Consider the following 16767-nt stretch of genomic DNA (forward strand, 5'->3'; position numbering starts at 1 on the left):
CTCAAGAGGTCAGAGAGAAGCGGGGAGTTCGGCTTCGCGGAGCGATTGCGCGGAGGCGGATGCGGCACGTTCCTGGGCGGTCGGCGACAATGCGACAAAGGCCACGGTGAGAAAGAGAAAGGAGCCGAGGACGACGGTCAGGGGAAAGATGAATTCCATGGGGGTGACCCCGGGAAGCGGTGCGCGGGAGGGCGCCAGCCGGATGTGCACGGCGGCCATTGCGGTGTAGTGCATGCTGGTGACGGCGAGCCCCATCACCACGGAGGCGATGGCCGCGCCGACCACGCCGCGCACGCTGAGCGCGGCCCACAGCGCGGCCGTTGCCGCGGCGACGGCGATGAGGACGGAGAGCGCGACCAGGGCCGGGTCGTAGGTGACGTGGCCGTGCAGGCGCATCGCGGCCATGCCCAGGTAGTGCATGGCCGCCACGCCGACGCCCGTGCCCAGGCCGCCGAGCAGCAGCGAGCGCAGCCGGGCCGAGCCATGGCCGACGGCGAAGACGCCGGCGCCGACGACCGCCATGGCGACCAGCAGGCTGAGGACGGTTCGCGGGACGTCGTAGCGGATCGGGGTGCCGGTGACGCCGAATCCGAGCATCCCGATGAAGTGCATGGTCCAGATGCCGGAACCGATGGCGACGGAGGCGGTCAGCAGCCAGTTGCGCCGGGCGCGGCCGGTGGCGGCGAGCGCCCTTACCGTGCAGCGCAGGCCGAGGGCGGATCCTACGCACGCCATCGCATAGGCGAGGACGGGGGATACCCAGCCCGCGCTGAAGTGGTGCATGTGGCCCACGGAGTTTCCTTTCGCGGATTCGGTTCGCGGCGACGGACGCTAACACGTGATCGTCTTGTGAAAGTCGTGCACATCTCGCGATTGATTCGCGCAGGAATACGGGGGCATTTCACGCAGCGTGGCACTACTGGCGAGTTCCGTGGCGGCGGCGCCGGTAAATGTCCGTCAATGCCCCGGCACCGGCACTCCTGATTGCGCGTCAATTCCGGACCGCTGACAGCCGGCCGCCATTTCGGCAAGGAAAATCGCCAATGAGAAAGGTCACGGGACATCGCGACCGTCACGGGGCGTGATCCCGCTATGCGCCCCGAAAGGGAAAAAGCGGGCCGATAGGGGCGACCTGGCGGCACGTCATCCACTCGACACCGATCCGAAACATGGGAACAAACGAACGTGTGCGCGAGTGTTCGCCAGAAAGCGTGATCGATTCTGAAAGGGCTTTCGCAAGCGCAACGCATCGAGTGATGCTTACGGGGCGCAAGTGACGGGCTGCAGACCGTCACCGTGCCTCCGGTCGACATCCCTTGCTGGGCCGGGGAGTTGGTCCCACACACATGCTTCAAGGAGACAAAGCCAGATGAACATCCTCACCAACGTGCTCGCCGGCGTCCTCCACCTCGTCGGCTGGCTCGTCTGACGTACCTGGCAACACGGCGCCGCCCCTCCCTGTCCCGGGAGGGGCGGCGCTTTGCCGTCCGTACGGCGGGCTACTTCTCCAGCGGCTGCCGCGCCGTCTCCGACAGCGCCAGATAGACGACGAACGACACCAGGCACAGCACGGCCACATACCAGGGGAACAGCCCGGCGTTCCCCGCCTGCTGGAACCAGGTGCCGACATACGGGGCGGTGCCGCCGAAGACGGCCACGGTCAGGGAGTACGGGAAGCCGATTCCGGCCGCCCGCACCCGCGCGGGGAACACCTCGGCGTTCACGGCCGCGGCGATGGCCGTGTAGCCGGTCAGCAGCACCATGCCCGCGCACTGCACCAGCAGCAACGAGATCCAGGCGGCGGAGACCAGATGGAGCAGCGGCACCGCCAGGACGGCAAAACCCAGCGAGAAGCCGAGCAGCAGCGGTTTACGGCCGATACGGTCCGACAGCAGTCCGCCCAGCGGTTGCAGCACGGCGAAGAACGCCAGCGAGAGGGTCCCGACGGTGAGCGAATCGCCCTTGTCGAAGCCTGCGTTGACCTGGGCATAGGTGGGGAGGTAGGTGGTCCAGGTGTAGTAGGCGATGGTGCCGCCGACGGTGATGCCGCAGATCAGCAGGGACTGCCGGGGATGGCGGCGCAGCGCCTCGAAGAGCCCGGGGCGCTCGGCCTGCCGTTCGGCACTCCTGGTCTCCTGGGCGCCTCGCCGGATCCACAGCCCGAGCAGGCTCAGCACCGCCCCTACCAGGAACGCCACCCGCCAGCCCCACTGCCCCATCTGCCGGTCGCTGAGCTGCCCGGCGAGCAGCGCGGCGATCCCGGACGCCAGCAGCTGGCCGATGCTGGTGGAGACGTACTGGAAGCTGGAGAACAGTCCGCGCCTGCCGGGTCCGGCCGATTCGACCAGGAACGTCGTGGAGGCCGCGAACTCGCCGCCCACCGAAAGCCCTTGGACGAGCCGGGCGATCACCAGGACGACGGGCGCGAGCACCCCGGCACTCGCATAGGTGGGGGTGAGCGCGACCAGCAGGCTGCCGCCGCCCATCAGCAGGATGGTGAGGGTCAGCGCGCTGCGCCGGCCGCGGCGGTCGGCGACCGCGCCCATCACCAGCCCGCCGACCGGCCGCATGAAGAAGCCGACCGCGAAGACCGCGAAGGAGGACAGCAGCGGCACCAGGGAGTTGCCGCTGCTCTTGGGGAAGATCTGCTCGGCGAAGTAGGCCGCCAGGAAGGAGTAGGCGTACCAGTCGTACCACTCGACGGCGTTGCCGACCGACGCCGCGGCCAGCTGCCGCAGCCGTGACGGCGGGCGGCCGTCGTCGACCGTCCGGTCCGGTGCTGTCTCCTGTGCGCTCGGCATGGTCCTCCGCTTCCCGTCCTGCTTACGGTCCTACGGTCGTTCGCACGGCCCGTTCACGGCCGGCCGCCCGGTTCTTCTCCTGGGCCTGCCGCTGGGGCAGGATGAGCCGACAGGTGATCATGTACCGGTGGAACGGCCGGCCGCCAGAGCCCGCGGCGGCCGAAAGGAGAGGACACCGTGCGCGTAGCACTGTTCGTCACCTGTATCAACGACATCCTCCATCCGCGGACGGGCCAGGCGGTGGTCACGCTCCTGGAACGTCTGGGGGTCGAGGTCGCATTCCCCGCCGAGCAGTCCTGCTGCGGCCGGCCCCGGTTCAACACCGGCTACCGGCATGCCACCGAGCCGCTGGTACGCCGCTTCGACCGGGCGTTCAAGGACTACGAATACGTCGTCACCCCGTCCGGCTCCTGCGCCGCGATGGTGCGCGACAACTATCCGCGGATCGGTGCGAAGGCGGCTGCCGAAGGGCGCGGCCGGGAGCTCACCGATGCCGCGGCGCCGGCGGTGCCCAAGACGTATGAACTCAGCGAATTCCTCGTGGACGTGCTGAAGGTGGAGGATGTGGGTGCGTATTACCCGCATACCGTCACCTATCACCCCACCTGTCATGGTCTGCGGATGCTGGGCCTGGGAGACCGCCCGCGGCGCCTGCTGTCCCATGTCCGGGGGCTGGAGCTGCGCGAACTGCCGGGCGCCGAGGAGTGCTGCGGTTTCGGCGGCACCTTCGCGGTGAAGAATCCTGCGGTCTCGGCGGCGATGGGCGCCGACAAGGTCCGGCACCTCACCGGCACCGGCGCCGAAGTGGTCTGTACGGTCGACAACTCCTGTCTGCTGCACATCGGCGGCACCCTCGCCCGGCAGGGATCCCCGGTTCGCCCGGTCCATATCGCCGAGATCCTGGCCAGTACGGAGGACGCCACGGAAGGGATCCTGCGATGAGCGGCACCGACCTCGGCATGCCCGCGTTCCCCCAGGCCGCGGCCGCCGCCACCCGCGACGGCCGGCTGCGCGCCAATCTCACCCACGCCACCCGCACCATCCGCGGCAAACGGGCCCGGCTCCCCAACTGCGGGGTGTGTAGGGTGCGTTGGAGTCCTCTCTGCCGTATGCGTCGTCGCTGTATGCGGGGCCTGCTACGAGGTGTGTCCGGTGGCCATCGACATTCCCGAGGTGCTGGTGCACCTGCGGGAACGGGTGGTGGAGGGCGGCGAGGTGACCCGGCGCGGGACGCGGACGGTCCTCAGGCCCGCCAGGGGGCATGCCGCGGAGCGGGCGGCGATGCGGGCCGCGGGCTGGGTCTTCGATCACCCCGCGCGCTCCGCGCCGGGACGCGCCTTGCCGCTCGCACCCGGCGCCTCCATCCGCGGCGGCTGCCGGGGCCGGGGCGGGCCTGGTCGCAGACCCGCGAACTCCCGGCCGTACCGGCCGAGTCGTTCCGCGACTGGTGGCAGCGCACCCGCGGCACCGGCACGGCGTCCGCGCGGCAGGGAGGAGAGGGCAAGTGAACAGCAGGGACGTGGTGTTGGGGCGGGTGCGGCGCGCGCTGGCGGATGTGCCGGGCGGCGAGCGGCCCGAGCGGGTACCGGTCCGGCGCGACTACCTGCGGGTGCACGGCTCCCGTACGGCCGAGGAGACCGTCGAGCTGCTCGCGGAGAACCTCGCGGACTACCGGGCGGTCGTGCACCGCAGCGATGCCGAGGGGCTGGCGATGCTGATCGGCACGCTGCTGGCGCGTCGCGGGGCGCGGACGGTGGCGGTGCCGGCGGGGCTGGAGCCGTGGTGGATGGCCGCCGCGGATGCCACCCGTGTTCCTGACCGCGCGGCGGCCACCGCCCGTGAACTCGACGCCGTGGACAGCGTGGTGACCGGCTGTGCGGTGGCCGTCGCGGAGACCGGCACCCTCGTCCTGGACGCGGGGCCCGACCAGGGGCGGCGCCGGATCACGCTGGTGCCCGACCATCACCTCTGTGTCGTCCGCGTGCCGGACCAGGTCGTCGGGTCGGTGCCCGAGGCGCTGGCGCGGCTGGATCCGCGGCGCCCGCTGACGGGGATCTCCGGCCCGTCGGCGACCAGCGATATCGAGCTCGACCGGGTCGAGGGGGTGCACGGGCCTCGGACCCTGGAGGTGATTCTGCTGACGGGCGGCGGGGCCGGGCCGTCGCTCTGAGCGGCCGGATCGTCGGCCCGTCGCCCCCGCGGCGGAAATAGGCCGCTCTCCCCGGCCTGGACAGGTGTGCGACCCCGCTGTCAGTGGGGACTTTTACACTGATCGGGATGCCAAATCCGCGTATGCGGTGCGGTGTTGTGCCGTCCGGGGGGAGGGAGCAGATGATGCTGCGGCAGCGCGTACGGCCATGGATGTCCGGCGCGGGCGGTGTGGTGCCCGCGCCCGTTCCGGCGGTGACGCCGGGTGTCCCGCCTCCCCCCGTCCCCTCCCGGCTGCTCACCTGGCTCGGCCGGCTCGGGGCGCCGGCTGCCGCGTTCGCGGTGTTCCAGGCGCTGTTCGGGCTCCTGCCGCAGCATCTGGCGGGCGAGGCGGCGCGGTATTGCGTGGCGGCGGCGGCCGGGGCCGGGACGGGCGCGGCGGTCTGGCTGGCGGCGGCGCTGCTGCATGCCCGCGCCGCGGCCGGGGCGCGGCCGGCGGCGCCCGCGCTCGCGCCGTCGCCGGCCGGTTCGCTGCCGGAGCTGATGGACGGTGCGTATACGGCGCTGCGGCGCGGCCTGTCAGTGATCGACGTGCCCGGCCGAGGGCCGCTCTCCGGCTGGCCGCACTCCCTCGCCGAGAGCGATCCGCCGGTGCATCCCACGGCGTTCGGTACGGCCTACGGTCTGCATCTCCTGCTGGACATCGCGCCGCTGGACGGCCGAATACGGGTCGGGGAGGTCGCCGAGACGCTGTGGCGGCTGCGGCTGCCCGGCGGCGGCTGGGCCGCGCGGTCGCAAGGAAGCGGGGCGCGCCCCGAGGTGAGTGCGATCGTGCTGGGTGCGCTGGCGCGGGCCGGGGCCGATCCGCGGCTGCTGGAGTCCGAAGTCCGCTCCTGTGAGGCGCTGTTGGATCCGGAGCACGATGCGCCGGGGCTGGCCAACACCTATGTGGTGACCAATGTCCTGCGCGGGCTGCTGCGCGCCGCGCCCGGCTCGGCCGCGCTGGACGGGCTGCGCACGGTGCTGGTCAACGGCGCCACCGCCGATCCCGCCCGCGGCCAGCACCGCTGCTGGGGTGCGGCGCTGGCCACCGGGCGCGGCAATCCGGCGCCGTCGGCGGCGCATACCGCGCGGGCGGTGGTGGCGCTGGACCGGGCGGCGGGGGTGCTGGGCGAGGACGAACGGCAGCGGGCGGTGCGCGAGGAGGGGCTGCGCTGGCTGCTGGCGGGCGGCGCGGCCGATCTGGACAACTGCCAGGAGGAGGTACGACGACCGGGCAGCGACGATCCGCTGCATCAGGAGCTGCTGTCGGTGCGGCATTTCGCGGCGGCCTGGGTGGCCCGTGCGCTGATGACGGACGGGGCGCGGCGGGTCGCGGCGGACGGCGCCGGGGCGACGGCGTGGGAGGCACAGCTGAGGGGCGCGGTGGCGCGGGTGTCGGGGATGCAGCGGGGCGGGGTGTGGCGCTGGGAGGACGGGCCGATGGGACATCCGGTGTGGATGACGTATCAGGGGCTGTCGGTGCTGCGCCGCTATGCGCTGATGGCCCACCGGCCGTGAGGCGGGCGGGGCCGTCGGCCGTGAGGCGTACAGGCCCGCCGGACGTGAGGCGGGCGGGCCCGCCGGACGTGAGGCGGGCGGGCCCGCCGGACGTGAGAGGTACAGGTCCGCCGGACGTGAGGCGTACGGGTCCGCCGGACGTGAGAGGTACGGGTCCGCCGGACGTGGGCGGGTGGTCGGCGGTGGTTGCGGGGTACGGGGGCGTGGCGAGCGAGACGGGTGAGCCGGGGAACGGGAGGCGGGCATGCAGATCGAGGACGTCCGGCGGCTGTTGGTGGACCGGCTGGGCGGCGGACCGTGGCCGCCGTCGCCCGAGGCGGCGCGGGCGGTGATCGCCCTGCTGGCCCACCCGGACACGCTCGGCCCGCTGGTGCGCCGATTATCCGCGGGCGATCAGGACCTCGCGGGCTGCACCCGGCTCTCGTACCGCCATGTGCTGGGCTTCGACAAGCTGTTACTGCTCGGCGGCGCCCCGCGCTACATGCTGCGGGTGCATCTGTGGCACGGCGGACCGGGCCCCGCGCCCGAGGACATCCACAACCACCGTTGCGCCATCGCCTCGGCGGTGGTGCGCGGCCGGGTCCGTATGGAGTGCTATGAGCCGCTCGCACACGACCCCGTGGACGGGCCGCCGCCCGGCGCAGGGGCCGACGGCCTACCCGCCGTCGCCTACCGCGAGACCATCGACGGCCCCGGCGGCGCATGGCGGCTGCACCGTATCGGCGCCGCACGGCTGCGACTGACCGGCGACGAGCGCTACGGCGCCGGGAGCAGCTACGGCCTGGACGCGCGGGCGCTGCACCGTGTGGTGAGCGAGGAACCGACCGTCACGCTGTTCCTGGAGACCGCGGCGCAGCGCACGGTGACCGATGTCTTCGCCCCCGTCAGGAGTAACGGCGTCGCCGGGCGGCCGGATCCACCGCCCAAGACTCCACTGGCGCCGGCCGCCTATCTTGCCGAACTCGACGCCCTGGCCCGGTCTTTGGGCTATTGAACGGGGCCGGAGCGAACCGCAGCGGACCGGCCGCCGCCGGGCCGGGGAGGCCGGACGCATCCAGCCGCCCGCCGAGGGCCTGCCGGATCACGTTCATGTTGTAGGCGTCCACCCCGATGTCGGCCAGCTCGGACGGCCGGGCCCAGAGGTACGCCTGGTCCGCGCTGGGCAGCACCACGTCCAGGGTGAGCGGGCGGACGGCGAAGTTCTCCTGGTGGTTGCGGACGCGACGGCCCTGATAGTCGCTCAGGAAGGCGGACGATCCGGTGTGCGCGATGATGGCACCGAGCAGGCCGGTCTCCTCCTTCAGCTCCCGCAGGGCGCCGCTCGCGGCGGACTCCCCGCGCTCCAGCTTGCCGCACGGTACGCCCCAGGCGCCGGGCAGAAAGCGTTCGCTGTAGCTGCGGCGCACGATCAGGACGCGCGCATTGTGTACCACCACGGCCGAGGCCAGGTAGGTGTGGGCTGCGGGCTGATTCATCAGACGTCTCGCAATCCGAGGGGACGGGCTCCTGGCCCGATACGGAGATCCACCGTACCGGCGGGGCCTTTTCGGCGGACCGGTCTCCGCGGACCCGGGCGGGTTGCATGGGCGCACAGGGGGGCGGCCACGTGGTGCGGGAGACAGGGCGATGTGGCGTACGGATGGTGCCCAAGTGCCGTACGGGACCGTCCTCTTCGTCGGCCGCCCGCCGAAGGCGGGAGCCACGCCCCGGCGCCGGAGCTGAGCGCCCCCGCCGGGCCCGAGGGTGACCCTGCCGTTGGTAGGCATCCGCTGCGTACCAAGCACAGAGGGCTGGGTGACCCTCGCACCGGCCGGAAGACTCCCTGTCATCGCCACCGGACGATCAACGGAGAGACGAGTACCGCCATGAACGACAACAGCAACTCCCTTGTCTGGCATGCAGGTTGGGCCGCGGCCGTACAGCGCCCCAGCGAGGGCTTCCACCCGAACTGGTCCCTGGAGGGGTTCGCCGGCCACACCCTGCGCCAGGTCGTCCGGGTGACCGGCTCCGGCACCCGGGCCCGGATCCGGCTCTCCAACCGGTACGGGAGCGCCCCGCTGGAGGTGACCGGCGCCACCCTGGCCCGTACGGACAAGGGCGCGGCGGTGCAGGAGAGTACGGTCCGGCGGCTCACCTTCGGCGGCGCCGCGTCCGTCCGCATCCCGGCGGGCGGCGAGGTCCACAGCGACGCCGCCGAGCTGGGCGCAGAGCTGACCGCCGCGCCGTTCACCGAGCCGTTCGCTTCCCTGACCGTCTCGCTGCACTTCGCGCGGCCGACGGGGCCCGCCACCTTCCACGCCCAGGCGTATGCCACCGCCTACCGCGCCGCGGGCGACCGGCTGACGGACCCGGACCCGGCGGCGTTCGGCGAGACGACCCGGTCCTGGTATCACCTCGCGGCCGTCGAGCTGGCGGACGGCGGTCCGGCGAGGCGGGATGCGGTGGTGGCGTTCGGCGATTCGATCACGGACGGGTTCGGCTCGACCCTCGACGCCGACCGGCGCTACCCGGACGCACTGGCCGAGCGGCTGGCCGCCGCGGGGATGCCGAGGCCGGTGCTCAACCAGGGCATCGGCGGGAATCTGCTGCTCAACGACTCGGCATGGTTCGGGGAGCGGGCCGACAACCGCTTCCGGCGCGATGTGCTGGACCGGCCGGGTGTGCGCTCGGTGATCGTCCTGGTGGGGCTGAACGACATCGGGTTCAGCGAGGTCGACCTGCCGACGTACAAGCCCGCACCGGACCAACCGGCCGCCGCACTGATCGCGGGGTACCGGGACCTGATCGCCCAGGCGCGGGCGGCGGACGTGCGGATCATCGGCGGCACCCTCCTGCCGTTCAAGGGAGCCGAGTACCACACCCCGGCCGCCGAGGCGAAGCGACAGGAGATCAACGCCTGGATACGCGGCTCGGGCGCCTTCGACGCGATCGCCGACTTCGCCACGGCGCTGGCGGACCCGGACGACCCGGAAGCACTCACACCGGCGTACGACAGCGGCGACCACAAGCACCCCAGTGACGAGGGCTACCGGCAGATGGCCGCCGCGGTGGACCTCACCAGCCTCTGAACGACCGGGCGGGGGCCGCCCCGCCCGAACACCACCGCCGGTCCCCCGGCCAACGGCGCCCGTCCGGCGACGAAAAGGTGCGGCGGCCGCCCCGACCAGGTAACTGGCCGCCGCGAGAGAGACCTTACCCGCGAGTCACTTAGCGGTCATCAGTGGATCGGCGTCCGCGGTGAGGTGTGCGTCACGCTCGTCGGCCCGGTGGGCGTCGCGGCGTACCAGGGCGGCATAGCGGCCGCCGGCGGCGAGGAGCTCGTCGTGGGTGCCGCGTTCGGCGATCCGGCCGGCGTCCAGGACGACGATCTGGTCGGCGTCGCGGACGGTGGAGAGGCGGTGCGCGATGGTGAGCGTGGTGCGGTCCCGGGACAGCGCGTCGATGGCCTGCTGGACGGCGTGCTCGGTACGGGTGTCCAGGGCACTGGTCGCCTCGTCCAGGACGAGGACGGGCGGATCGCGCAGGATCGTCCGGGCGAGGGCGAGGCGCTGTTTCTCGCCGCCGGAGAAGCGGTAGCCGCGTTCACCGACGAGGGTGTCGTAGCCGTCGGGGAGGGCCGCGATGTGGTCGTGGATCTGGGCAGCCCTCGCGGCCCGCGCTATCTCGTCGTCGGTGGCGTCCGGCTTGGCGAAGCGGAGGTTGTCGGCGACCGAGGCGTGGAAGAGGTAGGTCTCCTGGGAGACCACGCCGACCGCGCGGGCGAGGGTGTCGAAGGAGAGGTCGCGCACGTCCTGGCAGTCGAGGGTGACCCGGCCTCCGGTGACGTCGTAGAGGCGGGGCACCAGATAGCTCAGGGTGCTCTTGCCGCTGCCGGTCGCGCCGACGATGGCGAGGCTGCCGCCGGCGGGGACGGTCAGGTCGATGCCGTGGAGGGTGGCGTCGGCCTCGGCGTCGTAGGAGAACGACACGTTCTCGAAGCGGATCTCGCCGCGGGGGGCCGGCAGCCGCACCGGCTCGGCCGGTTCAGTGATGGCCACGGGCAGATCGAGGTATTCGAAGATCCGCTGGAAGAGGGCCAGGGAAGTCTGCATCTGCACGCCGGTGGTCAGCAGCGAGACGGTGGGCCGCAGCAGGCCCTGCTGGAGCGAGACGAAGGCGACCAGGGTGCCCAGGGAGAAGGCCGGGCCGCCTAGCTGGAGGACCATGCCCGCCGCCCAGTAGATCAGAGCGGGCATGGCGGCCATGACGATGCCGATGGTGGCCATCCGCCAGCGGCCGGCCATGTTGGCGCGGACCTCCAGACCGACCAGGCGCTCGGACTCGTCGGCGAAGGTGCGGGTGAGGGAGTCGGCGCGGCCCATGGTGCGGCCGAGCAGGATGCCGCTGACGGAGAGCGATTCGGTGACCATCGCGGACATCGAGGCCATCTGCTTCTGCCGCTGGGCGGTGATCTTCTTGCGCTCGTTGCCGACGCGGCGGCTGATCCAGACGAACACCGGCAGCAGGAGGAGCGAGACGACGGTCAGCCGCCAGTCGAGGGCGATCATGGCGACGACGGTGGCGACCACCGAGGTCAGATTGGAGACCAGGGAGGTGGCGGTGGAGGTGACCGTCGCCTGCATTCCGCCGATGTCGTTGGCGATACGGGACTGCACCTCGCCGGTTCGGGTGCGGGTGAAGAACGCCAGCGGCATCCGCTGGAGCTTGGCGTAGACGGCGGTACGCAGATCGTGCATCACGCGCTGGCCGACGGTCGTGGACAGCAGGGTCTGGAGGACGCCGAAGACGCTGGTGGTGACGGCGGTGGCGATCATGCCGAGGGCGAGGAGGGTGAGCAGCCCGGTGCGCCGGCCCGGTATCGCGACGTCGAGGATCTCGCGCAGCAGGAAGGGCGAGGCGACCGAGACGAGGGACGAGGCGCCGACGAGCAGGCCGACCAGGGCCAGCCGGGCGCGGTAGGGGCGGAAGAGGGCGAGGATCCGCCGCAGCTGGACCGGTGGTGCGTCGGGGTCCTTGGGCGGTGGGGTCCAGTCGGGATCGTGGGGATGCATGGGCTCCTACGAGGGTGGGAGGACGGGGAACGGCTCAGACGAAGGGGCGGCGCGGTGCGCTTAAGGACGTGCGGTGCGCCGAAGGATTTTATGGAGCTTAGCTCATTGTTACCTAAGCTCACAATGAACCAGGTCCTGATATCCTCGTGCCATGCCCACCCCCGAGCCGACGGTCGCCACGAACCTCCCCGAGCAGCTGGTACGGCTGACCCGCCGGTTGCAACGCGCCCAGAAGCGTCATATGGCCCACCTGGACATCGCCTTCACCCCCGCCCAGTCCCGGCTGCTGCGCATCGTCGGTCACTGCCGCGGCACCCCGCCCCGGATGGCCGATCTGGCCGAGCGGCTGGAGGTGGTCCCCCGGGCGGTGACGACGCTGGTGGATGCGCTGGAGGCGCAGGACGCCGTGCGCCGGGTGCCCGATCCGGCCAATCGCCGGGTGGTACGGATCGAGCTGACCGACACCGGCCGCTCGACGCTGCGCGCGTTGCGCAGCGCCCGCCGGGCCGCGGCGGAGGAGATCCTGGCTCCCCTGACCGCCGACCAGCGCGAGGTGCTCGGCGGTCTGCTGTCCACCCTGGTCGACGGGCCGGGGGAACCGCACTGACCTGACGCGCCGTCATCGGAGGAGTGCCGCCATGCCCCTGCTGGAGCCCGGGCCCGAGTCCCTGCGTCCCACCACCTCCGCACCGCCCGCCCACGACCGGGTCGCCGCCCGGCGGGCACCGGGCACGCCCGAGCCGCTGCGCGGCGATCTGATCGCCCTGCTCGGCCCGGACAAGGTGCTGCACTCCCTTTCCGACCTGGTCCGCTACGCCTCGGACGCCAGCCCCTACCGCTTCGTGCCCCAGGTGGTGGTGCTCGCCGAGGACCTCGACGACATCGCGGCGCTCTTCGCGTATGCGCACACCGACGGCCGCCATCTCGTCTTCCGGGCCGCCGGGACCTCGCTCAACGGCCAGGCGCAGGGCGAGGACATCCTGGTGGATGTGCGCCGTCATTGGAGCGGGATCGAGGTGCTCGACGGCGGCGCCCGCGCCCGCATCCGGCCGGGCACGACGGTGCTGCGGGCAAACGCCGCCCTCGCCCGCCACGGCCGGCTGCTCGGACCCGATCCGGCCAGCGCCGTGGCCTGCACGCTGGGCGGGGTGGTCGCCAACAACGCCTCGGGGATGACGGCCGGCACCACCCGCAACTCCTACCGGACGCTGTCCTCGCTCACCCTCGTACTGCCCTCGGGCACGGTCGTGGACACCGCAGATCCGCGGGCCGACGAGATGCTGGCGCATGCCGAACCGGCGCTGTGCGCGGGGCTGCTGGCACTGAAGACCGAGATCGCGGGGGACGCGGAGCTGGTGGCCAGGATCCGCGCCAAGTACGCGATCAAGAACACCAACGGCTACCGACTGGACGCCTTCCTGGACGGGGCCACCCCGGTGCAGATCCTGCGCGGTCTCGCGGTCGGCTCCGAGGGCACGCTCGGCTTCATCGCCGAGACCGTCTTCGAGACCCTGCCGCTGGACCGGTACACCACCGGCGCCCTGCTGTTCTTCCCGACGCTGCGCGCCGCGGCCGCGGCCGTACCGGCCTTCACCGAGGCCGGCGCGCGGGCCGTGGAGCTGATGGACGGCAATACACTGCGGGCCTCGGTGCAGGTGGCCGGGGTGCCGGCGGACTGGGCCGGGCTGCCCAAGGAGACGGCGGCGCTGCTGGTGGAGTTCCGGGCGCCGGACGAGGCCGCGCAGGCCGCGTACGAGGAAGCCGCCGCGCGGGTCCTGGCGGGCCTGGAACTGATCGCGCCGGTGGCCTCCGTCACCAATGCCCTCACCCGGGACGCGGGCACCATCGCCGGCTACTGGACGGCCCGTAAGGCATTCGTGACGGCGGTGGGCGGCTCCCGGCCGGCCGGGACGACGCTGATCACCGAGGACTTCGCGGTGCCGCCGCCCCGGCTCGCGGACGCCTGCGCCGCGCTGCTGGAACTCCAGGCCCGGCACGGGTTCGATGCGGCGGTCGCCGGGCACGCCGCGCACGGCAATCTGCATTTCCTGCTCGCCTTCGACGCGGCGAAGCCCGGGGACGTGGAGCGTTATGCCGCCTTCATGGACGCGTTCTGCCGGCTGACCGTCGAGCGCTTCGACGGCTCGCTGAAGGCCGAGCATGCGACCGGACGGAACATCGCGCCCTTCCTGGAACTCGAATGGGGGCCGCGGGCAACGGAGTTGATGTGGCGGATCAAGGAGACCGTCGACCCGCACGGCATCCTCGCCCCCCGGGTACTGCTCGACCGCGACCCAAAAGGGCATCTGCGCGGCCTCAAGACCATCCCGGAGGTCGAGGCGGTCGCCGATCCCTGTATCGAGTGCGGCTTTTGCGAACCGACCTGCCCCAGCCAGGACCTGACCACCACACCCCGGCAACGGATCGTGCTGCGCCGCGAGATGATGCGCCAGCCGCCCGGCTCACCGGTGACGGCCGAGCTGCTGGATTCCTACGGCTATGCCGCGGTGGACACCTGCGCGGGCGATTCGACCTGCAAACTGGCCTGCCCGGTGGGCATCGACACCGGCGCGATGATGCGCGACTTCCGGCACCGGCGGCATTCACCGCGCGAGGAGTGGGCGGCCGCGCAGTGCGCCCGGCACTTCGGGACCCTGGAGCGGTCCGCGCGGCTGGCGGTGGCGGCCGCGGACCGGATCGGCGACCGGCTGCTGGTGTCGGCGACCGGCGCGGTGCGCAGGGCCGTGCGCCCGGACCTGGTGCCCGAGTGGCTGCCGCAGATCCCGGGCGCCGCGGCCCGTACGCTGCCGCCCACCCGCAAAGCGGGGGCAACGGCCGTCTACTACCCCGCGTGTGTGAACCGCATCTTCGGCGCACCGGACGGATACCGCGGCCCCTCACTCCCCCAGGCGGTGGTGGCGCTGGCGCGGCGGGCGGGCCGCCCGGTGTGGATCCCGGAGGATGTGACGGGGACGTGCTGCGCCACGATCTGGCACTCCAAGGGGTACGACGCGGGCAACCGCGTGATGGCGAACCGCATCGTGGAGGCGGCCTGGGGCTGGACGGCCGGCGGGCGGCTGCCGCTGGTCGTGGACGCCTCGTCCTGCACGCTCGGCCTCGCCGAGGAGGTGGTGCCGTATCTGACGCCGGACAACCGCGCGCTGCACACCGAGCTGACCGTCGTCGACTCCGTCGTCTGGGCCGCCGAGGAGCTGCTGCCGCGGCTGGAGATCCTGCGCACGGTCGGCTCCGCCGTACTCCATCCCACCTGCTCCATGCGGCACTTGGGCATCGAGGAGCGGCTGCGGGAGGTCGCGCGGGCGTGTGCGCGGGAGGTCGTGGTGCCCGACGATGCGGGCTGCTGTGCGTTCGCGGGCGACCGGGGGATGCTGCACAAGGAGCTGACGGAGTCGGCGACGGCCAAGGAGGCGGCCGAGGTCACGGCGCGGCATTTCGATGCGCATCTGTCGGCGAACCGGATGTGCGAGGTGGGGATGGACCATGCGACCGGCGGGCGGGGCTATTACTCGGTGCTGATGGAGCTGGAGCGGGCCACCCGGCCGGACTGATGCCGGTGTGGCCCGCCCTGGGGAACCGCCGGTCAGCTCTTGGCGCCCACGTGCAGGGCCACGGCGCTCCTGGCCGGGACGGTGAGTTCCGCCTTGCCGTCGTCGCCGACGGTGACGGTGTGCCCCCCGCAGGCGGACGGCGCCGCGTGGACGACATCGCAGTACGTGCCGGCGGGCAGCGAGGTCGCAAAGGTCTGCTTCAGGTCGCCGTCGCCGTTGTTGAGGGCGACAAAGCCCTTGTCCTTCCGGGCGAAGGCGAGGGCGCTGCCGCCGTTGTCCCACCAGTCGCTCAGCTCGGCGGAGCCCACCGCGTTGCGGAAGCCGACCATGCCGGTGATCTCCCGTTTGGCGTGCTCGTCGGTCCAGCCGCCGGAGCCGCTGGGCGGGCCCGCGTCCTTGTCGGACCACTCGTAGCCGGAATAGACGTTGGGCGAGCCGTAGGGCGAGGCGAGCATGAAGACGTTGGCGAGGGTGTAGGACCCGCCGTCCTTGTAGGTGAGCGTCGAGCCGTTGCGTTCGGTGTCCCAGTTGTCGACGAAGGTACGGGCCTTGTCGCTGCCGAGTTTGCCGTCCGCGACGGACTTGAGCTGGGCGATGTTGCCGCCCTGGAAGGCGCTCTTGAGGTGGGCGCCGTAACGGAATTCGTCGACGTCGCCGATGCCGGTGTACTCGTCGGGCCGGACGGCCTCGCCGGATCCGTAGATGACCTCCTGCACCCAGTAACCCGGGTCGCTCATCTTGGCCTTGATGGCGGCGAGGTCGGTGGCGGAGATGTGTTTGGCGGCGTCCACCCGGAAGCCGTCGACGCCCAGCGACCGCAGATCGTCGAGGTACTTGGCGATGGTGGTACGGACGTGGTCGCTGCCGGTGTCGAGGTCGGCCAGACCCACCAGTTCGCAGTTCTGGACGTCGTCCCGGTTGGTGTAATCGGAGATGTTCTTGCGACAGGCGTGGAAGTCCTTGTCCTCGTAGGTGCCGGAGTAGGCGTACTTGGAGTACTGGGTGCCGCCGGTGCCCGTACCGGATCCGGCCGCCATGTGGTTGATGACGGCGTCTGCAATCACTTTCACGCCCGCGCCGTGGCAGGTCTTCACCATGGCGGCGAAGGCGGACCGGTCGCCGAGCCGCCCGGCGATCTTGTAGCTGACGGGCTGGTACGAGGTCCACCACTGGTCGCCCTGGACGTGCTCGGAGGCGGGTGAGACCTCGACATAGCCGTAGCCGGCCGGGCCCAGCTGGTGGGTGCATGCCGTGGCGACGTCGGTGAACTTGCGCTCGAACAGGGTGGCCGTCACGGTCTTTTCACCTGGTGGGGTGGCCTGCGAGGGCCATGGCGCGAGGGTGGCCAGGCCGGTCGCGGCCAGCACTCCGGCCAGCGCCCCGCCCAGCACGCGGGAACGATGCTGCATGGTGCGGCTCCTTCGTCAACGGGTGCGGCAGGCACACCGCACCCTTGAGAGCAGCCACGCGCCAGGCCGCCGAGGGGGGTTGGGAATCCGCAGCCGGATCCGCTCGGGATCCGCCGGGGATTCCGTAAGGGAGACTGCCGTTTACCTCGTGGACACGTCAACCCTTTCCGCAAGGCTTTTCAGCAAGTTGCGAAAGGTGCTGCTTGCGGCGCTTGCCGCAAGACGGTGA

Annotated in this window: 12 protein-coding genes and 1 pseudogene; 8 read left to right on the plus strand and 5 right to left on the minus strand. The window is 71.9% G+C overall.

Annotation, left to right across the window (positions count from 1 at the left end; all coding sequences use genetic code 11):
- Positions 1 to 9: 9 nt before the first annotated feature.
- Positions 10 to 792, minus strand: coding sequence for an MHYT domain-containing protein (locus SNA_RS13990; protein ID WP_037793875.1), 783 nt, complete (start codon positions 790 to 792; stop codon positions 10 to 12).
- Positions 793 to 1499: 707 nt separating this feature from the next.
- The gene (locus tag SNA_RS13995) at positions 1500 to 2801 is read right to left on the minus strand and encodes an MFS transporter (protein ID WP_044365269.1); all 1302 of its coding nucleotides are present in this window, start codon (positions 2799 to 2801) and stop codon (positions 1500 to 1502) included.
- 177 nt (positions 2802 to 2978) lie between these two features.
- On the opposite strand from SNA_RS13995, the gene SNA_RS14000 reads away from it, so the two are divergent.
- The 5 genes and pseudogenes from SNA_RS14000 to SNA_RS14015 all read left to right on the plus strand — a co-directional run bounded on the left by SNA_RS14000 (position 2979) and on the right by SNA_RS14015 (position 7503).
- Positions 2979 to 3743, plus strand: a complete 765-nt coding sequence (locus SNA_RS14000) for a (Fe-S)-binding protein (protein WP_044365271.1) — start codon at positions 2979 to 2981, stop codon at positions 3741 to 3743.
- 121 nt (positions 3744 to 3864) lie between these two features.
- A pseudogene (locus SNA_RS39515) lies at positions 3865 to 4309 on the plus strand (lactate utilisation protein LutB domain-containing protein); the annotation flags it as partial.
- Positions 4306 to 4971 carry a LutC/YkgG family protein gene (locus SNA_RS14005; protein WP_044365273.1) on the plus strand — a complete coding sequence of 222 codons (666 nt, stop codon included), beginning with the start codon at positions 4306 to 4308 and terminating at the stop codon, positions 4969 to 4971. The pseudogene SNA_RS39515 and the gene SNA_RS14005, both read left to right, overlap by 4 nt.
- A 161-nt stretch (positions 4972 to 5132) precedes the next feature.
- Positions 5133 to 6509, plus strand: coding sequence for a hypothetical protein (locus SNA_RS43825; protein ID WP_241779645.1), 1377 nt, complete (start codon positions 5133 to 5135; stop codon positions 6507 to 6509).
- A 244-nt stretch (positions 6510 to 6753) separates the two neighbouring features.
- Positions 6754 to 7503 carry a hypothetical protein gene (locus SNA_RS14015; RefSeq protein WP_051877547.1) on the plus strand — a complete coding sequence of 250 codons (750 nt, stop codon included), beginning with the start codon at positions 6754 to 6756 and terminating at the stop codon, positions 7501 to 7503.
- Here SNA_RS14015 and SNA_RS14020 read toward each other — a convergent pair.
- On the minus strand, positions 7394 to 7984 hold the full coding sequence (locus SNA_RS14020) for an NUDIX domain-containing protein (protein ID WP_063752991.1): 591 nt from the start codon (positions 7982 to 7984) through the stop codon (positions 7394 to 7396). The two genes, SNA_RS14015 and SNA_RS14020, sit on opposite strands and share 110 nt — an antisense overlap.
- Before the next feature lie 390 nt (positions 7985 to 8374).
- On the opposite strand from SNA_RS14020, the gene SNA_RS14025 reads away from it, so the two are divergent.
- On the plus strand, positions 8375 to 9577 hold the full coding sequence (locus SNA_RS14025; protein ID WP_044365275.1) for an SGNH/GDSL hydrolase family protein: 1203 nt from the start codon (positions 8375 to 8377) through the stop codon (positions 9575 to 9577).
- Positions 9578 to 9712: 135 nt separating this feature from the next.
- Here the strand turns inward: SNA_RS14025 and SNA_RS14030 are convergent, their stop codons facing one another.
- On the minus strand, positions 9713 to 11560 hold the full coding sequence (locus tag SNA_RS14030; RefSeq protein ID WP_044365276.1) for an ABC transporter ATP-binding protein: 1848 nt from the start codon (positions 11558 to 11560) through the stop codon (positions 9713 to 9715).
- 151 nt (positions 11561 to 11711) lie between these two features.
- Here SNA_RS14030 and SNA_RS14035 point away from each other — a divergent pair, with 151 nt between their 5' ends.
- Together SNA_RS14035 and SNA_RS14040 are read left to right on the plus strand one after the other, a co-directional pair.
- On the plus strand, positions 11712 to 12167 hold the full coding sequence (locus SNA_RS14035; protein WP_030072909.1) for a MarR family winged helix-turn-helix transcriptional regulator: 456 nt from the start codon (positions 11712 to 11714) through the stop codon (positions 12165 to 12167).
- A gap of 31 nt (positions 12168 to 12198) precedes the next feature.
- Complete coding sequence (locus SNA_RS14040; RefSeq protein WP_044365278.1) at positions 12199 to 15129, plus strand: FAD-binding and (Fe-S)-binding domain-containing protein; 2931 nt, start codon at positions 12199 to 12201, stop codon at positions 15127 to 15129.
- A gap of 32 nt (positions 15130 to 15161) precedes the next feature.
- Here the strand turns inward: SNA_RS14040 and SNA_RS14045 are convergent, their stop codons facing one another.
- Positions 15162 to 16538: an alpha-amylase gene (locus SNA_RS14045; protein ID WP_030072915.1), complete on the minus strand. Its 1377-nt coding sequence runs from the start codon at positions 16536 to 16538 to the stop codon at positions 15162 to 15164.
- Between the last annotated feature and the right edge of the window lie 229 nt (positions 16539 to 16767).

It is taken from the genome of Streptomyces natalensis ATCC 27448, from assembly GCF_000935125.1.
Taxonomy (GTDB): Bacteria; Actinomycetota; Actinomycetes; order Streptomycetales; family Streptomycetaceae; genus Streptomyces; species Streptomyces natalensis.

Coding starts and splice junctions, on each gene's coding strand:
- SNA_RS13995 (WP_044365269.1), bottom strand. CDS start 2,801: ATGCCGAGCGCACAGGAGACAGCACCGGACCGGACGGTCGACGACGGC.
- SNA_RS14030 (WP_044365276.1), bottom strand. CDS start 11,560: ATGCATCCCCACGATCCCGACTGGACCCCACCGCCCAAGGACCCCGAC.
- SNA_RS43825 (WP_241779645.1), top strand. CDS start 5,133: ATGATGCTGCGGCAGCGCGTACGGCCATGGATGTCCGGCGCGGGCGGT.
- SNA_RS14040 (WP_044365278.1), top strand. CDS start 12,199: ATGCCCCTGCTGGAGCCCGGGCCCGAGTCCCTGCGTCCCACCACCTCC.
- SNA_RS14035 (WP_030072909.1), top strand. CDS start 11,712: ATGCCCACCCCCGAGCCGACGGTCGCCACGAACCTCCCCGAGCAGCTG.
- SNA_RS14015 (WP_051877547.1), top strand. CDS start 6,754: ATGCAGATCGAGGACGTCCGGCGGCTGTTGGTGGACCGGCTGGGCGGC.
- SNA_RS14025 (WP_044365275.1), top strand. CDS start 8,375: ATGAACGACAACAGCAACTCCCTTGTCTGGCATGCAGGTTGGGCCGCG.
- SNA_RS14020 (WP_063752991.1), bottom strand. CDS start 7,984: ATGAATCAGCCCGCAGCCCACACCTACCTGGCCTCGGCCGTGGTGGTA.
- SNA_RS14045 (WP_030072915.1), bottom strand. CDS start 16,538: ATGCAGCATCGTTCCCGCGTGCTGGGCGGGGCGCTGGCCGGAGTGCTG.